Origin of the sequence: Acidovorax sp. LjRoot66 (assembly GCF_964253305.1) — a bacterium.
In the GTDB taxonomy this organism is placed as follows: Bacteria; Pseudomonadota; Gammaproteobacteria; order Burkholderiales; family Burkholderiaceae_C; genus Acidovorax.
In genome coordinates, this window is record NZ_CAXUQU020000001.1 from 5,735,987 (window position 1) to 5,751,994 (window position 16,008).

The 16,008-nt window shown below is 67.6% G+C and carries 14 protein-coding genes; 4 read left to right on the forward strand and 10 right to left on the reverse strand.

Annotation, left to right across the window (positions count from 1 at the left end):
• Positions 1 to 180 precede the first annotated feature (180 nt).
• Together ACSQ3Y_RS26900 and opgC are read left to right on the forward strand one after the other, a co-directional pair.
• Positions 181 to 2,304 (forward strand): catalase, encoded by a 2,124-nt coding sequence (locus tag ACSQ3Y_RS26900; RefSeq protein ID WP_436179410.1) that lies wholly within the window; start codon positions 181 to 183, stop codon positions 2,302 to 2,304.
• A gap of 9 nt (positions 2,305 to 2,313) precedes the next feature.
• Complete coding sequence (gene opgC, locus ACSQ3Y_RS26905; RefSeq protein WP_436179411.1) at positions 2,314 to 3,573, forward strand: OpgC domain-containing protein; 1,260 nt, start codon at positions 2,314 to 2,316, stop codon at positions 3,571 to 3,573.
• A 16-nt stretch (positions 3,574 to 3,589) separates the two neighbouring features.
• Here opgC and ACSQ3Y_RS26910 read toward each other — a convergent pair whose 3' ends face one another.
• The 4 genes from ACSQ3Y_RS26910 to argH all read right to left on the reverse strand — a co-directional run bounded on the left by ACSQ3Y_RS26910 (position 3,590) and on the right by argH (position 8,669).
• Entirely contained in the window at positions 3,590 to 4,444 is an 855-nt protein-coding gene (locus tag ACSQ3Y_RS26910; RefSeq protein WP_436179412.1) for an SGNH/GDSL hydrolase family protein, read from the reverse strand.
• Between the two features lie 146 nt (positions 4,445 to 4,590).
• Positions 4,591 to 6,054 (reverse strand): diguanylate cyclase domain-containing protein, encoded by a 1,464-nt coding sequence (locus ACSQ3Y_RS26915; protein WP_057202053.1) that lies wholly within the window; start codon positions 6,052 to 6,054, stop codon positions 4,591 to 4,593.
• 33 nt (positions 6,055 to 6,087) lie between these two features.
• A complete protein-coding gene (locus tag ACSQ3Y_RS26920; RefSeq protein ID WP_057202052.1) occupies positions 6,088 to 7,074 on the reverse strand; it encodes a Bug family tripartite tricarboxylate transporter substrate binding protein in 987 nt (328 codons plus the stop codon).
• Positions 7,075 to 7,199: 125 nt separating this feature from the next.
• Positions 7,200 to 8,669 carry an argininosuccinate lyase gene (gene argH, locus ACSQ3Y_RS26925; protein ID WP_436179413.1) on the reverse strand — a complete coding sequence of 490 codons (1,470 nt, stop codon included), beginning with the start codon at positions 8,667 to 8,669 and terminating at the stop codon, positions 7,200 to 7,202.
• A 51-nt stretch (positions 8,670 to 8,720) separates the two neighbouring features.
• Here argH and ACSQ3Y_RS26930 point away from each other — a divergent pair, with 51 nt between their 5' ends.
• Together ACSQ3Y_RS26930 and ACSQ3Y_RS26935 are read left to right on the forward strand one after the other, a co-directional pair.
• On the forward strand, positions 8,721 to 9,905 hold the full coding sequence (locus ACSQ3Y_RS26930) for a sensor histidine kinase (RefSeq protein ID WP_436179414.1): 1,185 nt from the start codon (positions 8,721 to 8,723) through the stop codon (positions 9,903 to 9,905).
• Positions 9,902 to 10,651: a LytR/AlgR family response regulator transcription factor gene (locus tag ACSQ3Y_RS26935; protein WP_436179415.1), complete on the forward strand. Its 750-nt coding sequence runs from the start codon at positions 9,902 to 9,904 to the stop codon at positions 10,649 to 10,651. The genes ACSQ3Y_RS26930 and ACSQ3Y_RS26935 overlap by 4 nt, the downstream gene beginning before the upstream one ends.
• A 13-nt stretch (positions 10,652 to 10,664) precedes the next feature.
• Here ACSQ3Y_RS26935 and arsC read toward each other — a convergent pair whose 3' ends face one another.
• The 6 genes from arsC to ACSQ3Y_RS26965 all read right to left on the reverse strand — a co-directional run bounded on the left by arsC (position 10,665) and on the right by ACSQ3Y_RS26965 (position 15,894).
• A complete protein-coding gene (gene arsC, locus ACSQ3Y_RS26940) occupies positions 10,665 to 11,030 on the reverse strand; it encodes an arsenate reductase (glutaredoxin) (protein ID WP_436180180.1) in 366 nt (121 codons plus the stop codon).
• Positions 11,031 to 11,160: 130 nt separating this feature from the next.
• A complete protein-coding gene (locus ACSQ3Y_RS26945) occupies positions 11,161 to 11,988 on the reverse strand; it encodes a ZIP family metal transporter (protein WP_436179416.1) in 828 nt (275 codons plus the stop codon).
• Between the two features lie 169 nt (positions 11,989 to 12,157).
• Complete coding sequence (locus ACSQ3Y_RS26950; RefSeq protein ID WP_436179417.1) at positions 12,158 to 13,054, reverse strand: dienelactone hydrolase family protein; 897 nt, start codon at positions 13,052 to 13,054, stop codon at positions 12,158 to 12,160.
• A 121-nt stretch (positions 13,055 to 13,175) separates the two neighbouring features.
• Entirely contained in the window at positions 13,176 to 14,126 is a 951-nt protein-coding gene (locus tag ACSQ3Y_RS26955) for an amino acid ABC transporter substrate-binding protein (protein ID WP_436179418.1), read from the reverse strand.
• A gap of 91 nt (positions 14,127 to 14,217) precedes the next feature.
• On the reverse strand, positions 14,218 to 14,988 hold the full coding sequence (locus ACSQ3Y_RS26960; protein WP_436179419.1) for an aspartate/glutamate racemase family protein: 771 nt from the start codon (positions 14,986 to 14,988) through the stop codon (positions 14,218 to 14,220).
• Between the two features lie 15 nt (positions 14,989 to 15,003).
• Positions 15,004 to 15,894: an amino acid ABC transporter substrate-binding protein gene (locus ACSQ3Y_RS26965; protein ID WP_436179420.1), complete on the reverse strand. Its 891-nt coding sequence runs from the start codon at positions 15,892 to 15,894 to the stop codon at positions 15,004 to 15,006.
• Positions 15,895 to 16,008 lie beyond the last annotated feature (114 nt).

The following is a 16,008-nucleotide window of genomic DNA, read 5'->3' on the forward strand; positions in this document are numbered from 1 at the left end:
AACCGCATGGCATGCAGGCCTGCGTTGCAAGCACTTACGTATCCAGAGCGTGCACCACTTCACGCAGAGGTCATTTTTACGCGGCCGACAGGAGGACGGCCCATGGTCCTACCCCGTCGTGACCTTCCCTGGCGAAAGATGCTTGTTGATCCGTCCCACGACACCTTCTCTGGAGCATCCATGGCCAAGTCCCCAGCCATCCGCAAAACTGCGGATAAGCCACGTTCGACCCCTTCCACCACCCCGTCCCCAGACACCCAGCGTGGCAATGGTGACGAATTGCAACAGCAAGCCGGCGGCGATCACCCCGTCATGACCACGCAGCTGGGCATTCCGATCGCCGACAACCAGAATTCGCTGCGCGACACCCCCCGCGGGCCGACGCTGCTCGAAGACTTCATCCTGCGCGAGAAGATCACGCATTTCGACCACGAGCGCATTCCCGAGCGCATCGTGCACGCCCGCGGCACAGCCGCGCACGGCTACTTCGAGCTGACCGAGTCGTTGGCCGAATTCACCACCGCCCGCGTGCTGACCGAAGTCGGCGTGCAGACGCCCGTTTTCACCCGCTTTTCCACCGTGGCCGGCGGCGCCGGATCGGTGGACACACCGCGCGACGTGCGCGGCTTTGCTGTCAAGCTCTACACCCAGGAGGGCAACTGGGACATCGTGGGCAACAACATCCCGGTGTTCTTCATCCAGGACGCGATGAAATTCCCCGATCTGGTTCACGCCGTGAAGATGGAGCCCGACCGTGGCTACCCCCAGGCGGGCAGCGCGCACGACACCTTCTGGGACTTCGTCTCGCTGATGCCCGAAACCTTGCACATGGTGATGTGGGCCATGAGCGACCGCACCATCCCGCGCAGCCTGCGCATGATCGAGGGCTTTGGGGTGCACTCCTTCCGGCTGGTCAACGCCGAGGGCAAAAGCACCTTCGTGAAGTTCCACTGGCGACCCAAGCTCGGCATCCAGTCCACCGTGTGGGACGAGGCGGTGAAGCTGCAGGCGGCAGACAACGATTACCACCGCCGCGACCTGTTCGAGGCCATCGAGGCCGGCAACTACCCCGAGTGGGACTTTGCCGTGCAGCTGTTCACCGACGAAGACGCGGCGAAGTTCCCGTTCGACCACCTGGACGCGACCAAGCTGATCCCCGAGGAGCTGGTGCCCCTGCGCACCATCGGCCGCATGGTGCTCAACCGCTGGCCCGACAACTTCTTTGCCGAGACCGAGCAGGTGGCCTACTGCCCCGCCAACGTGCCGCCGGGCGTGGATTTCTCCAACGACCCGCTGCTGCAGGGCCGGCTGTTCTCTTACCTGGACACGCAGCTGTCGCGCCTGGGCGGCCCGAATTTCGCGCAGATCCCGGTCAACGCTCCCAAGTGCCCGTTCCACAACATGCAGCGCGATGGCCACATGCAGATGCAGGTGCCCAAGGGCCGCGTGAACTACGAGCCCAGCAGCCTGCAGGGCGATACGCCGCGCGCCTCGCTGGCCCAGGGCTTCAAACACTTTGCCGAGCGCCCCGCCGACGACGGCGCCAAGGGCCGGGTGCGCGCCGAGAGCTTCGCCGACCACTACAGCCAGGCGCGCATGTTCTTTCGCAGCCAGAGCGAGGTGGAGCAGGCGCACATGGCCTCGGCCATCGTGTTCGAGCTCTCCAAGGTGGCCACGGTGCATGTGCGCGAAGCGGTGGTGGGCCACCTGCAGCATGTGGACGCAGCCCTCGCCCAGCGCGTGGCCGATGGCCTGGGCATGGACGCCCTGCCACCCGCTCCCGCCGCCGCGGTGCAGCCACAGGACATGCCGCTTTCGCCTGCCCTGCGCATCATCGACCGCATGAAGCCCACGCTGGAGGGCCGCTGCGTGGGCCTGCTGGTGGACGATGGCTCCAACGCGAAGTCGGTTGCGACTTTCAAGAAGGCCGTGGAAAAGGCCGGTGCCACCGTGAAGATCGTGGCCCCCAAGGTGGGCGGTGCCAAGATGGACGACGGCAGCCGGCTGCCCGCCGATGGCCAACTGGCCGGCACGCCTTCCACGGTGTTCGATGCCGTGGCCTCCATCCTCTCGACGGAGATGGGCAACAAGCTCTCGCGCGAAGCCGCCGCGGTGGACTGGTTCCGCGATGCCTTCGGCCACCTCAAGGCGATCGGCGCCTGCCCAGGGTCGCAGGCCATCGTGCAGGCCGCCGGCATAGAGCCCGATGCCGGCGTGATGGACCCCAAGGACAGCAAGGCCTTCATCGCGGCCGCGCAGACACGGCAGTGGGACCGCGAGCCGAAGGTGCGCACCCTCGCCTGAAGAGCCTCCATGGCCCCCGCAACCGCTCCGTCCCCACGCAATTGGGAAATCGATGCAGCCCGGGGGCTGATGCTGCTGCTGATGACGGTGACGCATCTGCCCACGCGGTTCACCTCGCCGTTGGGCCAGCCCTTCGGCTATGTCTCGGCGGCGGAGGGCTTCGTGCTGCTGTCGGCCTACATGGCCGGCATGGTCTACGGCCGTGTGGCCTGGCGCAAGAGCGTGGCCGAGATGCACCACGCCTTCTGGCGCCGGGCCCTCAAGATCTACGCCTGCCACGCAGCGCTGCTGCTGTTCCTGTTCACCGTGATTGCCTTCATCGGCATCCGCATCGAGCAGCCTGCCGTGGTGGACCTGCTGAACTTCTACGTCAAGCAGCCGTTCACCGCGCTGGTGGGTGGGCTGCTGCTGCTTTATGAGCCGCCGCTCCTGGACATCCTGCCGCTGTACGTGCTGTTCATGCTGGCCAGCCCCTGGGTGATGGTGCTGGCCTTTGTCTGGGGCTGGCGGCCGGTGATGGTGGTGAGCGGGCTGGTCTGGTTGGCCGCGCAGTTCGGTCTGTCGCACGGGGTGTACGACGGCATCAACGCCCTCGTGCCGCTACCCGTGCCCTTCAACGAAACGGGGGCTTTCGTGATGTGGAGCTGGCAGTTCCTGTGGATGCTGGGGCTGTGGATGGGCGCCACGCGCAATGACCCGAATGCCCCGGCGTTCACGTTTCCACGCTGGTCGGTGCTGCTGGCCCTGGCCCTGGCTATCTCCCTGATGGGGTGGCGCCACCTGGTCGGGCAAATACCGTTCCATCCCGAGGGTCCGTACGCCGGGTTCAACCCCTGGTTCGACAAATGGGCGCTGGGGCCGATGCGCATGATCAACCTGTTTGCGCTGGTGGTGCTCGCCATCCACTACGGCCCTCGGCTGGCCGCCCGCATGCCGCGCCAACGTTGGCTGGAAACGCTGGGATCGGCGTCCCTGCCGGTGTTCTGTGCGCACCTGGTGCTGGTGCTCGTGGTGCTGGTGGGGGTGGGGGCGAAGTACGACCGCCCCTGGGGAGTGGACCTGGCCCTGCTGGCCGCAGCCTTCGCCGTGTTGTATGCGGTGGCGCGCGCCACCTTGTGGCTGGAAAAGAAACCCGGGGAGGACAGCACCCCGCCGGCGGTTCTGGCACCGGGACAGAAACGCCCACCCATGTATCCCCCTGCATCCGCCCGCCAGGGGGCGCAGCCCAAGCCGCGCGACCCGCCGAAGGCCAAGGTCGCGCCGGGTTGAGGCAACTGCGGGAAGCTCAGCGGCCGGTGCTGACCTGGGCGGCCGCCAGGGCAGGTACCGCGACTACCGCAGCCGCAGCGGTTTCGTTGCCCGCCTTGCCCGGTGCAGTCTGCAGCGCGGGCTGGCCACGGCCCACATAGTCGGCAATGACCGAGCGCCACAGCCGGTAGCCGGCATCGCTCATGTGCAGGCGGTCCGGCCCGAAGAGCTCGGCCCGGGGCGCGCCCTGCAGGTCGAGCATGGGCGTGAAGATGTCGATGTAATCGCTGTTGGGCAAGCTGCGCACATAGCCTGCAAGCAGGGCATTGGCCTCGCGGGCCTTGGGCATCAGCTCGGCGCGCAAGGGGCTCGGTTTGATGGAAATATAGGCAATGCGCGTGTCGGGCAGTTCGGCACGCACGGCGGCCACAAAGCCCTCAAAACTCTCGAGCACCTGCTGGGGCGAGCGGCCTTCGGCCAGGTCGTTGTCCCCGGCATAAACGAACACCTGGCGCGGGCGGTACTGCAGTACCAACTGCTTCACGAAGTACTGGCAGTCGGCCATGGTGGAACCGCCAAAGCCGCGGTTGATGACCACCGGCACGTCGCGAAAATCCTGCGGCAACTGCGTCCAGAAGCGGATGGTGGAGCTGCCCACGAAGAGCACGCCATCCTCGGCAGGCGCCTGGGCCTTGTCGGCGGAGGCAAACGCGTCCATGCTGGCTTGCCAACGCGCATAGTGGGAGGCGGACGACGACTGCATCGTCTTGGACCCGGGCGCCGAGCCCGCAGCGCCCATGGGGGCCGGCTGCACCGCAGCCGTGCTCGACACCAGCACACCCGACAGCGCAAGGCGCCGGGCGAGTTTGGAAAGGCGGGGAAATCGCTTCATGGCAGGGGTTCCAGGAAGTGGCACATCGTTATCAGATGGGGCCATTTTCGGCAATTTCACCGCATCCACCCCATGTTTTACAACTTCGGCTGGCCCGTCAGGCCAATCCAGCCATGGGCACTGCCACAGCCATCTGAGTGGATGGTTCACGGCATGGTGGAGCTGTTCAGCGGCTGCGTCGCATAGGTGTGCAACTCGGCCGAGTCGGCCAGCGTGGCCTTGCCCTTGCCGGTGCGCTTGCTGGCATACAGCGCCTGGTCGGCCCGGTCGATCAGCGCCGGCAGTGCTTCGGCCGCGTCGCCCTGGAACACGGCCACACCGATGCTGACACCGATGCGCACATGCTCGCCGTTGTCCAGGCCGATGGGTGCCAGCATGTCCTGGATGACACGCTGGGCGATTTCCATCGCGGCCTGCGGCGAAGTCACCGCATTCAACACCAGGGCGAACTCGTCGCCCCCCAGCCGTGCAGCCGTGTCATTGGCACGGGCGAGCCCCGCCAGGCGCTGGCCTACCCGCACCAGCACCTGGTCGCCGCAGCCGTGTCCCATGCTGTCGTTGATGGCCTTGAAGCCATCGAGGTCAACCAGCAGCAGCGCGCCGGCACGGTGGTCGCGGTAGGCGGCCAGCACGGCCTGGGACAGGCGGTCTTCGAACAGGCGACGGTTGGGCAGCCCGGTGAGGCGGTCGTGGCTGGCCAGCGCCAGCACCTGCTGGTGGGCACGCACCAGCCAGGCACTGAGCAGGCCCAGCAACACGGCAAACACGTACGACATGGTCACGACCAGCGCTGGCGCGCTGCCGGCGGCCTTCCAGCCACCCACGGGCACGGCGCCCAGGGTCCAGTTGCCACCCCCGGGCAAAGGCACGTCGAGCGTGGCCGGCTTGTCGTCAAACAGGGCTGCGCGGCCAATGAACACGGCCCCTTGGGCTCCGGTCGCATCAAGCCCGCGGGCTGCCACCTGGAAGCCCATCTGGTCCGTGTTGAGCCCCACATCGGCAAACAGCGTATCGGCATTCACCGCAAGCGAGACGATGCCCCAATAGCGTGGCTCCGCCCCGGGGCGGGCCCCCGGCAGGCTGGTGAGGAATACCGGCGTACGGCTGACGATCCCCAGCCCGCCCTGCACCAGCGGGATCGGGCCGGCAACCACGGTACGCCGGGTCTGGATGGCGCGCTCTACCGCGCCGCGCTGCTGGGGGTTGTCCAGGTAGCGCAGGCCCAGGGCCTTTTCGTTCCCCAAGCGCGGGTAGATGTCGCTGATGACGTTGTCCGGCGCCAGCGCCAGGTTGCGGATGTTGCGCTGGCTCTCCAGCAGCCGCCCCACCACCGAGGCGAAGATCTCGGGCTCCATCTGGCCCTGCGCTGCCACGAAGGCGGCCACGGTCTCTGGCACCGACAATGTGCTCTGCAACTGCCGGTCCAGCCGGTCGCGAATTTCGAGAAGATGGGTTTGTGCACGCGCCGCGATCTCGGTGCGCGCCTTGGTGTTCGAGATGTCGATCACCAGCCAGGCCAGCAGCATGGCCAGCGCGCAACTGGCCAGTCCCACCAGCAAGGGCAGGAAGCGGGAACGCAGCCAGTGCGCTGGCAGGCGGGCGGTGGGCATAAAGGGGATGGGAGCCGGCCTGCGCAGACGGGATTACTGGGCCACGAAGCCGGTGTCCTTGATGATCTTGGTCCAGGCGGCGGTGTAGGCCTTTTCGCGCGTTGCGAACTGCGTGGGCGACATATGGCCCACGGTCAGGCCCATGGCCGTGAGGTGGTCGCGCACCTCGGGCATGGCGATCACCTTGGCCACGGCGTTCGAGAAATCCGTGACGAACTTCTGCGGCGTGCCGGTGGGGGCATAGATGCCGTAGTAGGGCAGGTCCTCGAAGCCCTTGAGGCCCAGTTCGTCGAAGGTGGGCACATCGGGCATGGCGGCCTGGCGGGCCTTGCCCAGCACGGCCACCACGCGCACCTTGCCAGCCTTGTGGTTCTCGATGAAATCGGGGATGGAGGCCACGCCGGCACCGATCTGGTTGCCCAGCATGTCGGCCATCATGGGCGCACTGCCCCGGTAGGGTGCCGACACCAGGTCGATACCGAACTTGCCGCCCACCAGCTTCACCAGGAATTCCGGGGTGGATGCCGGGGCGGGGATACCCACGGCGCCCTTGCCGCCGCCGGCGCTCTTGACCCAGCTGACGTACTCGGCAAACGACTTGGCGGGCGTACCGCCCGAGACGGCGAAGGCATTCACGAAGGTGGCGATGCCGACCACGGGCACGAAATCACGCGCGGGGTCGAAGCCGGCGTTCTTCACGACCTGGGGCAGGATGGAGATGGTGTGGTCGTGGGTGAGAAACAACACCGTGCCGTCCGCCGGGCCGGCCTTGAGGGTCTGGGCGGCGATCTGCCCGCCTGCGCCGGGCTTGTTCTCGACCACCACCGAGGTGCCGAGCTCGTCCTTGAGCTTTTCGGCCAGGGTGCGCGCGATGGCATCGGTACCACCGCCAGCGGGGAAACCCACCAGCAGCCGGATCGGCTTGGGCTGGGCCGATGCCAGGCCTGCGGCCGCAAGGCCCAGCAGCAGCGCACCGGTGCGCAGGGTGTTGACGAGAAGACGGCGGCGAGGCGAGGTCATGCGGGGGCTCCAGCGGATAGGTAATCAGATGCAACAGGCGAGGATCGTAGCCGCACGCTGCTGCGCTGTCATGCACCGCCGGTGGGCGGCTACCTCACCATGCAAGAAATACACCCAGCCAGGAGTTACGCCAGCCGTGCGCGGTGGCGCGCCAACTGGGCGCGCACCTGGGCAGGCGCGGTGCCGCCCAGGGTGTTGCGCGCATTGAGCGAGCCGCGCAGGCTCAGCGCGTCGAACACGTCCTTCTCGATCTGCGGGTGGAAGCCCTGCAGCACGGCCAGCGGCAGCTCCGACAGATCCACCTGGTGCGAGACGGCGGCCTTCACGGCGTGGGCCACGGTTTCGTGCGCGTCGCGGAAGGGCAGGCCTTTCTTGACCAGGTAGTCGGCCAGGTCGGTGGCGGTGGCATAGCCCTTGAGCGCGGCCTGCTCCATGGCGAGTGCGTTGACGGTGATGCCGCCCTCTTTCTTGCCCGTGGCGGGGTTCAACTGGCCGCCGACCATCTCGGCGAAGATGCGCAGCGTGTCCTTGAGCGTGTCCACGGTGTCGAACAGCGGCTCCTTGTCTTCCTGGTTGTCCTTGTTGTAAGCCAGGGGCTGGCCCTTCATCAGGGTGATCAGGCCCATCAGGTGGCCGACCACGCGGCCGGTCTTGCCGCGCGCCAGTTCGGGCACGTCGGGGTTCTTCTTCTGCGGCATGATGGAGCTGCCGGTGGTGAAGCGGTCGGCGATCCTGATGAAGCCGAAGTTCTGGCTCATCCAGATGATGAGCTCCTCGCTCAGGCGGCTCACGTGCACCATGCACAGGCTGGCGGCGGCGGTGAACTCGATGGCGAAGTCGCGGTCGCTCACGGCATCCAGGCTGTTCTGGCATACGCCCTGCATGCCCAGGGTGCGGGCCACGCGCTCGCGGTCCAGCGGGTAGGTGGTGCCGGCCAGCGCGGCGGCGCCCAGGGGCAGCACGTTGACGCGGCGGCGCACGTCGCCCATGCGCTCGGCATCGCGCGCAAACATTTCCACATAGGCCAGCATGTGGTGGCCAAAGCTCACGGGCTGCGCCACCTGCAGGTGGGTGAAGCCCGGGAGGATGACTTCCACGTTCTGCTCGGCCACGTCCACCAGGGACACCTGCAGCTCCTTGAGCAGGTCGGCGATCAGGTCGATCTCGCCGCGCAGCCACAGGCGCACGTCGGTCGCCACCTGGTCGTTGCGGCTGCGGCCGGTGTGCAGGCGCTTGCCGGCATCGCCCACGAGCTGGGTCAGGCGCGCCTCGATGTTCAGGTGCACGTCTTCGAGGTCGAGCTTCCACTCGAAGCCGCCGGACTCGATTTCGGAGGCGATCTGCGCCATGCCGCGCTGGATCGAGGCATGGTCCTCGGCGCTGATGATGCCCTGCGCGGCCAGCATGTCGGCATGCGCCAGGCTGCCGGCGATGTCGGCCTGCCACAGGCGTTTGTCGAAGAAGACGCTGGAGGTGTAGCGCTTGACCAGGTCGCTCATGGGCTCGGAAAACAGCGCCGACCAGGCCTGCGCCTTGGTGTCGAGCTGGTTGTGGGAGGGCGCGGACGGCGCGCTATTGGCTTGGCTGTTGGACATGGGAGGGCAATAATCCGGTAGTTCTGACACCCGGAACACCCGGATGCCGCAATGCAAAACACGCAAATTTTATCGACCCCGCCTCCCGAAGCCGAATCGCCCCCGCCCAGAGGCCCTTCGCACAGTGGCCAGCCCCCTGCCGGAAGGGCGCTGGTGTTCGACGCCTGCCAGGTCGGCGTGGTGCTGCGGGCCGTGCTGTTCGTCGAGGTCGTGGTGGGCGTGGGCACCCTGTTCGGCGCCCAGAACCCAGCCCAGTGGCTGGCCAGCATGGCCCTGGTGACGGGCGGCGCCCTGCCCGCCACGCTGGCCTGGCTGATCACGGCCTGCAGCTTGAAGACGGTGTTGCAGAACCTGCGCACCGGCCCGCAGTATGCGGCCGGCGTGGCCCTGGGGGCACTGGCAGGCCTGTACGCCTGCGCCATGCTCACGCTGGCCGGTGTGGCCGAGCGCTCGCCCTGGGTGGCCAGTGCCGCCACGGGGGCCCTGCTCGCGGCCCTGCTGGTCGCGGCCCTGGTCCTGCGCGCGCGCGGGCGCACCCCGGCGGCCACCACGGCGCGCCTGACCGAGCTGCAGTCGCGCATTCGCCCGCACTTTCTGTTCAATACGCTCAACAGCGCGATCGCGCTGGTGCGCAAGGAGCCCGCCAAGGCCGAGTCGCTGCTGGAAGACCTGAGCGACCTGTTCCGCGTGGCGCTCATCGAGCAGGGCGAATCGACCACGCTGGCCGAGGAGATCACCCTGGCGCGCCGCTACCTGGGCATCGAGGAGGTGCGCTTCGGCAAGCGCCTGCAGGTGCAGTGGAGCCTGGACCCGCGCACCGACAGTGCCCGCCTCCCGCCCCTGCTGCTGCAGCCGCTGGTGGAAAACGCCGTCAAGCACGGTGTGGAACCCAGCCCGCGCGGCGGCAAGCTCAAGGTGATGACCGAGCTGCGCGGCAACCGCGTGGTGGTGCGCATCACCAACACCCTGCCCGCCAGCGACATCCGCTACCACGACGTGCCGCGCGGCCATGGCATTGCCCTGGCCAACGTGCGTGCGCGCCTGGCCCTGCTGCATGATGTGCAGGGAGAATTCACCGCAGGGGTGCTCGACGGCCTCTACCAGGTGCGCATCTCCCTGCCCGTCCAGGGCGCACCGGCCCGCGTATCCCGGCGCCCGAGGCGGCATGGCCGGCCCGCGACGTCCCCCTCCTCTACCCCGCCTCCTTCCGCATCTACCCGCAATGCCGCGCCATGAACATCCTCATCGTTGACGACGAAGCCCTGGCCCGCAGCCGCCTGCGCACCCTGCTGGGCGACTGCGCCGAGACACTGCACACCACCGTGTCCGAAGCCGGCAACGCCGGCGAAGCCATGGCGCTGCTGGGGCCCACCGGGGGCAGCGCCTTCGACGTGGTGCTGCTGGACATCCACATGCCGGGCCAGGACGGCCTGGGCCTGGCGCACGCACTGCAGGCCCTGGCGCGCCCACCGGCCGTGGTGTTCGTGACGGCGCACGCCGACCATGCGGTGAATGCGTTCGAGCTCGATGCGGTGGACTACCTGACCAAGCCCGTGCGGCGCGAGCGCCTGCAGCAGGCGCTGGCCAAGGTGCAGCGCACCACCCGCCCGGCCCACATACCGGCAGCCCCTTCGGCAGCCGATGGCGAGGCGCTGGTGATCCAGGACCGGGGCCGCACCGAGCGTCTGCCGCTGGCCGAGGTGCTGTACTTCAAGGCCGAGCAGAAGTACGTAACGGTGCGCACCGCCACGCGCAGCTACATCATGGACGGCGCGCTGAGCGAGCTGGAGGCGCGCTACCCCACGCGCTTCCTGCGCATCCACCGCAATGCGCTGGTGGCCCGGCGCGCCGTGCGCGCGCTCGAAAAGCACTACGACCCGGAGGAAGGCGACGGCTGGGCCGTGCGCCTGCAGGGCATGACGGAGGTGCTCACCGTCTCGCGCCGGCAGGTGGCGGCCGTGCGCGAGGAACTGGCGCGGTAGGCCAGCGCAGACCTCAGGCTGGCAGCAACTGAAGCACCATCTCCGCAGGCCGGCACAGCCGGGTACCCAGCGGCGTGGCGACGATGGGCCGGTTCATGAGGATGGGATGGGCTGCCATGGCGTCGATGAGCTGGGCATCGGTCACGCCCGGCTCGCCCAGCTTCAATTCGGCAAACACCGCTTCCTTGGCCCGCACCACGTCGATGACCGGCACGCCCATCGCAGCGATCAGCGCCTGCAGTGCGCCGCGGTCCAGCGGGGTCTTGAGGTATTCAACAACCTCGGGCTCCATACCGCGCTCCTGCAGCAGGGCCAGGGTGTTGCGCGAGGTGCCGCAACGGGGGTTGTGGTAGATCGTGACCAAGGTTCTCTCCTCCAGTTGTCCTCGTGGCCAGTTGCCTATGCAACTGGCGCAGCACTAAGCCAGTGCCCCCGCGCAAGGGCCGCCCCGCCGCGCTGGGGGCGTCCCCCTGGGGGGATGGCGCCGAAGGCGACTCAGGGGGGCTTCTCTAGTGTGCGTGGACCGCCCCACTCACAAGGGTGACGATCACCATGCCCGCGATCAGCCAGGCGATCTGGGCCACGGTCTCGCGCGCTGACAGGCGCTTTTGCAGTTGGGGAATCAGGTCGGCCAGGGCCACGTAGATGAAACTGCTCGACGCCACGGCCAGGAAGTAGGGCAGCAGGTCCTGCAACTGCCCCACGAGGTAGTAGCCGACGAGGCCGCCCAGCGCCGTGACGGCACCCGCCAGCGACACCTTGACCAGCGCCATGCGGCGGTTGGGGCTGGTCTGGCGCAGCACCACGAGGTCGCCCATGTGGTGCGGCACCTCGTGCGCGAGCACCGAGACGGCGGCGATCATGCCCAGCCGGATGTCGGCCATGAAGGCCGATGCGATCAGGATGCCGTCACCAAAGCAGTGCACGCTGTCGCCCGTGAGCACGGCCCAGCCGCCGGTGCGCGGGGCGTGGTGGTGATGGTGGTGCTCATGGGCATGGTCGTGCTCCGCATGCCCGCTGGGAACCTGCTCGGGTGCCACATGGCTGTGCTCATGCCCGTGGTGCCAGAGCTCGGCCTTGTCCAGCAGGAAGAAGAAGACCACGCCGATCAGCAGCGTGGCGAACAGGTCGTGCGCTCCGGCCTGGCTCTCGAAGGCCTCGGGCAAGAGGTGCATGAAGGCCGTGGCCAGCAGCGCGCCGGCCGCCAGGCTCAAGAGGTGTTGGGGGCCCACGCTGTCCGTGCGGCCACCAAGCCCCATGCGCATCAGCAGCGCGGCCAGCCACACGCTGCCGATACCGGCAGCCAGGGTGGCGAGGATGATTGCTATCAGAGTCATAGCTGTATGTGACCGTCCATTGAGCGATAGGTAGATGTTCTTATGTCAATCGGGGGGCACCACGGGCTCAACGCCTGCGCATGGCAGCCCCTTTCGGGGCCAGCCAGGCATCGGCGTGAAAAAAGCCGCCCCTGACGTCAGGGGCGGCTGATTGTAGGAGAGCGATCGGTCAGACGACGCCGTTCGCCTTGAACCAGGCCAGCGCACGCTTCCAGCCATCATCGGCCGCTTCCTTGCGATAGCTGGGACGGTAGTCGGCATGGAAGGCATGCGGCGCGTCAGGGTACACCACGAATTCCGAAGCCTTGGCGGCGGCAGTGCCACCGGCCAGGGCTGTTTTCATCTTATCAATCGTGTCAAGGGGGATGCCGGTGTCTTTTTCACCGTACAGGCCGAGCACCGGCGCCTTGAGGATGGGCGCGATGTCCACGGGGTGCTTGGGCGTCAGGTCGCTGGCCTGGCCCACCAGGCGGCCGTACCATGCCACGCCGGCCTTGACCGGGCCATGCGCTGCATACAGCCAGGTGACGCGGCCACCCCAGCAAAAGCCGGTGATGCCGATGCGCGCAGCGTCGCCACCGTTGGCGGTGGCCCAGGCCACGGCGCCGTCGAGGTCGGCCATCACCTGCGCATCGGGCACCTTGGAGACGATCTCGGCCATGAGCTTGGCAGCCTCGGTGTACTTGGAGGCATCGCCCTGGCGCGCATAAAGCTCGGGGGCGATGGCCAGGTAGCCGGCCTTGGCGAAGCGCCGGCAGGTGTCGGCGATGTACTCGTGCACGCCGAAGATCTCCTGGATCACCAGCACCACGGGCAGGCCGGTCTTGCCTGCGGGCGCCGCGCGGTAGGCGGGCACCTTGAAGCCGCCCACGGTGAAGCTGATCTCGCCGGCCGTCAGGCCGTCGGACGGGGTGGCGATGGCTGTCTGCGCCATCAGCGGCGTGGCGGCGGCGGCATAGCCCAGGCCGATGGCCGTCTGCAGGGCCAGGCGGCGCGTGGCGCCGGCTTCGGTGGTACGGCCGGGCAGCAGGGCCTCGGTATCCTGTCGGTGGTCGTCGCTCAGCATCGGGGATCTCCAGTGAACAGATGGAAGAAGAAGGCGAGCGCGCAGTCTAGGCGGTTTGCCGGGCGGCTGCCACCGCCGCGCCAAACCATGCCCTGCCGGACGGCTTTTCATTCCCCATTGCCTACTGGGGCACGTAGTCGGTCGGGTACTTGAGGGAATCCACCAGCAGGTGCGGCATGCGCATGCCCAGGTTGATGCCGCGCGGCGCAATGGGCGCGGTGAACCATTTGCCGTAGAGGCGGTGCAACTCCCGCGTCTGGATGAGCCGGCGCAGCTCCGCATCCACCACCGCCTTGAGCTGTGGGTTGTCCTTCTCGAAGGCAATGGCATAGGGCTCGATGGTCATGGGCTTGCCGATCACCTTGAGGTCCTCGGGCCGGCCGTGGCTGGCGCGCAGGCCGAACAGCAGCACATCGTCCATGGCAAAGGCATGCACCTTGCCTTGCACCACCCAGGCAAAGCCCTGCGCGTGGTCGGCTGCGGGCTCAATGCGGATACGGACCGACTTGGCCAGCGCCTCCTTCGCCAGCGAGTCGATGTTGGTGGTGCCGGTGGTCGACGCCACGACCTGGCCATCCAGGTCTTCGATGCGCTCATAGGGTTGGCTGCTGAGCACCACCATGCGCGAGGACGCGACAAAGTGCGGGATGGTGAAGGCCACGCGCTGGCGGCGTGCCGCCGTGTTGGTGGTGGAGCCGCATTCGAGGTCCACCTCGCCCTTTTCGATGGCGTCGAAGCGGGTGCTGGACGTGACCTGGCGATAGTCCACCCGGGTCTCGCGCAACTGGAGATACCTGCCCAGTGCCTGCGCAATGCTCCGGCAGACATCGACGCTGTAGCCCATGGGCACGCCATCCGCCACATAGGACAGGGGCACGGACGATTCGCGGTGCCCGATGATCACGCTGCCGCGCGCCTGGATGCGTTGCAGGGCACCAGCAGGCGGCTTTGCGCTGGCAGGCGGCGGGAGCTGTGCCTGCGCAACGGAGGCAGCAGCCAGCAGGCACAGGGCCGATGCCGCAGGCAGGCGGACACGCCAGCGGCTCCACAACGCACGGGATGCAGAAGTCATGTCGCGATCACCTTGAAGAATGCAGCCGGCCTGTGCAGCGCGGGCTTGCGAGTGCAACGGCAGCAGCACTGCCGATGGGGAAGGTCCGGTATCAGGCGGCCGGCACCGTGTCCACCAGGTAGGCCTGGCGCGCCAGCGCAGCCGCCAGCACGGCCGATGGATTGACCAGCGACAACCCTGGCAGCTGCGGGCTTTCCTGCAGCGCCAGCGGTATTTCCGTGCAGCCCATGACCAGGGTAGCCGCACCGTGGCGCTGCTGCAGCGCCAGGGCCACCGACCCGAAGCGCTCGCGCGCCAGTGCATAGTCGCCGGCCTTCACCCCCTCGTAGATGCCCTGCATGAGCTGTTCGCGCTCGGCCAGGCTGGGCAGGCAGCAGGCGATGCCCGCCCGCTCCAGCTCACCCTGGTACAGCCCGGCGTCATAGGCTCCGCGCGTGGCCAGCAGGCCCACGCTGCGCACCTGGCGCGCCGCAAGGCCGGCCACCACCTCCTGCACGCCATGCAACACCACCAGTTGGGGAAAGCGCTGCTGCAGCAAACCATGCCAGGCATGGGCCGTGTTGCAGGCAATGGCCACGGCGCGGGCGCCCAGCGCTGCCAGGCGGCCGGTGGCCTGCAGCATGGGCTCGGCGGGCTGGTGCGCGCCCTGGCGGGTGTCACCCAGGGCATTCGTGCGGTCGGGGATGGGCACCTGCGCCAGCCAGTGCTCGGGGTAGGCCTGGTCGTGCACGGGAATGCCCAGCTGCGCCATGCGCTCCGCGCAGGCCTGCACGAAAAGGCGCGCGAAATCCGCGCCCGCCGCCGGCCCCATGCCGCCCAGGATGCCCACCGTCTGCGTGGCGGGGCGATCGCTTGCCAACATGCTCTCGTGCTCCGCTCAGATGGCCGGCTTGTCGCTCTGCGCAGCCAGGTTGTCGCGCAGTTCCTTGCCCATGGGCAGCTTGAGGTTCTGGCCGCGCGGAGCGATCGGTGACATGAACCACTTGGTGTAGAGCTTCTCGAACTCGCCGGACTTCATCAGGCCGCCGATGACGCCGTTGACCAGGGCCTGGAACTGCGGATCGTCCTTGCGCAACATGCAGGCATAGGGCTCGACCTGCAGCGCGTCACCCACCACGTCCCACTCGGCCGGGTTGCGCGCATTGGCCATCAGGCCGTAGAGCAGGATGTCGTCCATGGCAAAGGCCTCGGCCCGGCCGGTATCCACCAGCAGAAGCGAATCCTCATGGTCCTTGCCCATCAGGATCTCCATGTCCAGCTTGTTGTCGCGGTCGTACTTGCGTACCACCTGGGCATTGGTGGTGCCCGAGGTGGTGGAGATCTTGCGCTTGGCCAGGTCGCCAAAGCCCTTGATGCCCGAGCTCTTCTTGGTCAGCAGGCGCGTGCCGGTGTAGAAGTAGTTGGTGGCGAACTGCACGTCCTTGCCGCGCACGCTGTTGTTGGTGGTGGAGCCGCACTCCAGGTCCACCGTACCGTTCTGCACCAGGGGGATGCGGTTGAGCGAGGTGACGGGCTGCAGCTCGACCTTGATGGCCGGGTTGTTCAGGCGCTTCTTCACGGCGTCGGCCACGGCATTGGAGATGTCCACCGCAAAGCCCACGGGCTGGCCAGGGCCTGCCAGGTAGCTGAAGGGCACGGATGACTCGCGGTAGGCCAGTGTGATCTTGCCGGTATCGGCGATCTTCTTGAGCGTGTCGGCACTGGCGATGGAACAGGCCAGGAGGCCGGTGGCCAGCAGTGCGGCACGGTTGACGGCGGACAGTCGCATGGGATTCCCTTCGTGAGGAGGTGGATGAGGAGAAAGAAAAAGGCAAGGCGTGAACGCACTGTAGGAACTTGCCCCCGCTTTGAACAATTCATTTCACCGGGGAGGCCATGCCGG

Excerpts from the sequence above, each read along its gene's own strand:
- ACSQ3Y_RS26900 (WP_436179410.1), top strand. The coding sequence starts at position 181 with ATGGCCAAGTCCCCAGCCATCCGCAAAACTGCGGATAAGCCACGTTCG.
- opgC (WP_436179411.1), top strand. The coding sequence starts at position 2,314 with ATGGCCCCCGCAACCGCTCCGTCCCCACGCAATTGGGAAATCGATGCA.
- ACSQ3Y_RS26910 (WP_436179412.1), bottom strand. The coding sequence starts at position 4,444 with ATGAAGCGATTTCCCCGCCTTTCCAAACTCGCCCGGCGCCTTGCGCTG.
- ACSQ3Y_RS26915 (WP_057202053.1), bottom strand. The coding sequence starts at position 6,054 with ATGCCCACCGCCCGCCTGCCAGCGCACTGGCTGCGTTCCCGCTTCCTG.
- ACSQ3Y_RS26920 (WP_057202052.1), bottom strand. The coding sequence starts at position 7,074 with ATGACCTCGCCTCGCCGCCGTCTTCTCGTCAACACCCTGCGCACCGGT.
- argH (WP_436179413.1), bottom strand. The coding sequence starts at position 8,669 with ATGTCCAACAGCCAAGCCAATAGCGCGCCGTCCGCGCCCTCCCACAAC.
- ACSQ3Y_RS26930 (WP_436179414.1), top strand. The coding sequence starts at position 8,721 with ATGCAAAACACGCAAATTTTATCGACCCCGCCTCCCGAAGCCGAATCG.
- ACSQ3Y_RS26935 (WP_436179415.1), top strand. The coding sequence starts at position 9,902 with ATGAACATCCTCATCGTTGACGACGAAGCCCTGGCCCGCAGCCGCCTG.
- ACSQ3Y_RS26945 (WP_436179416.1), bottom strand. The coding sequence starts at position 11,988 with ATGACTCTGATAGCAATCATCCTCGCCACCCTGGCTGCCGGTATCGGC.
- ACSQ3Y_RS26950 (WP_436179417.1), bottom strand. The coding sequence starts at position 13,054 with ATGCTGAGCGACGACCACCGACAGGATACCGAGGCCCTGCTGCCCGGC.
- ACSQ3Y_RS26955 (WP_436179418.1), bottom strand. The coding sequence starts at position 14,126 with ATGACTTCTGCATCCCGTGCGTTGTGGAGCCGCTGGCGTGTCCGCCTG.
- ACSQ3Y_RS26960 (WP_436179419.1), bottom strand. The coding sequence starts at position 14,988 with ATGTTGGCAAGCGATCGCCCCGCCACGCAGACGGTGGGCATCCTGGGC.
- ACSQ3Y_RS26965 (WP_436179420.1), bottom strand. The coding sequence starts at position 15,894 with ATGCGACTGTCCGCCGTCAACCGTGCCGCACTGCTGGCCACCGGCCTC.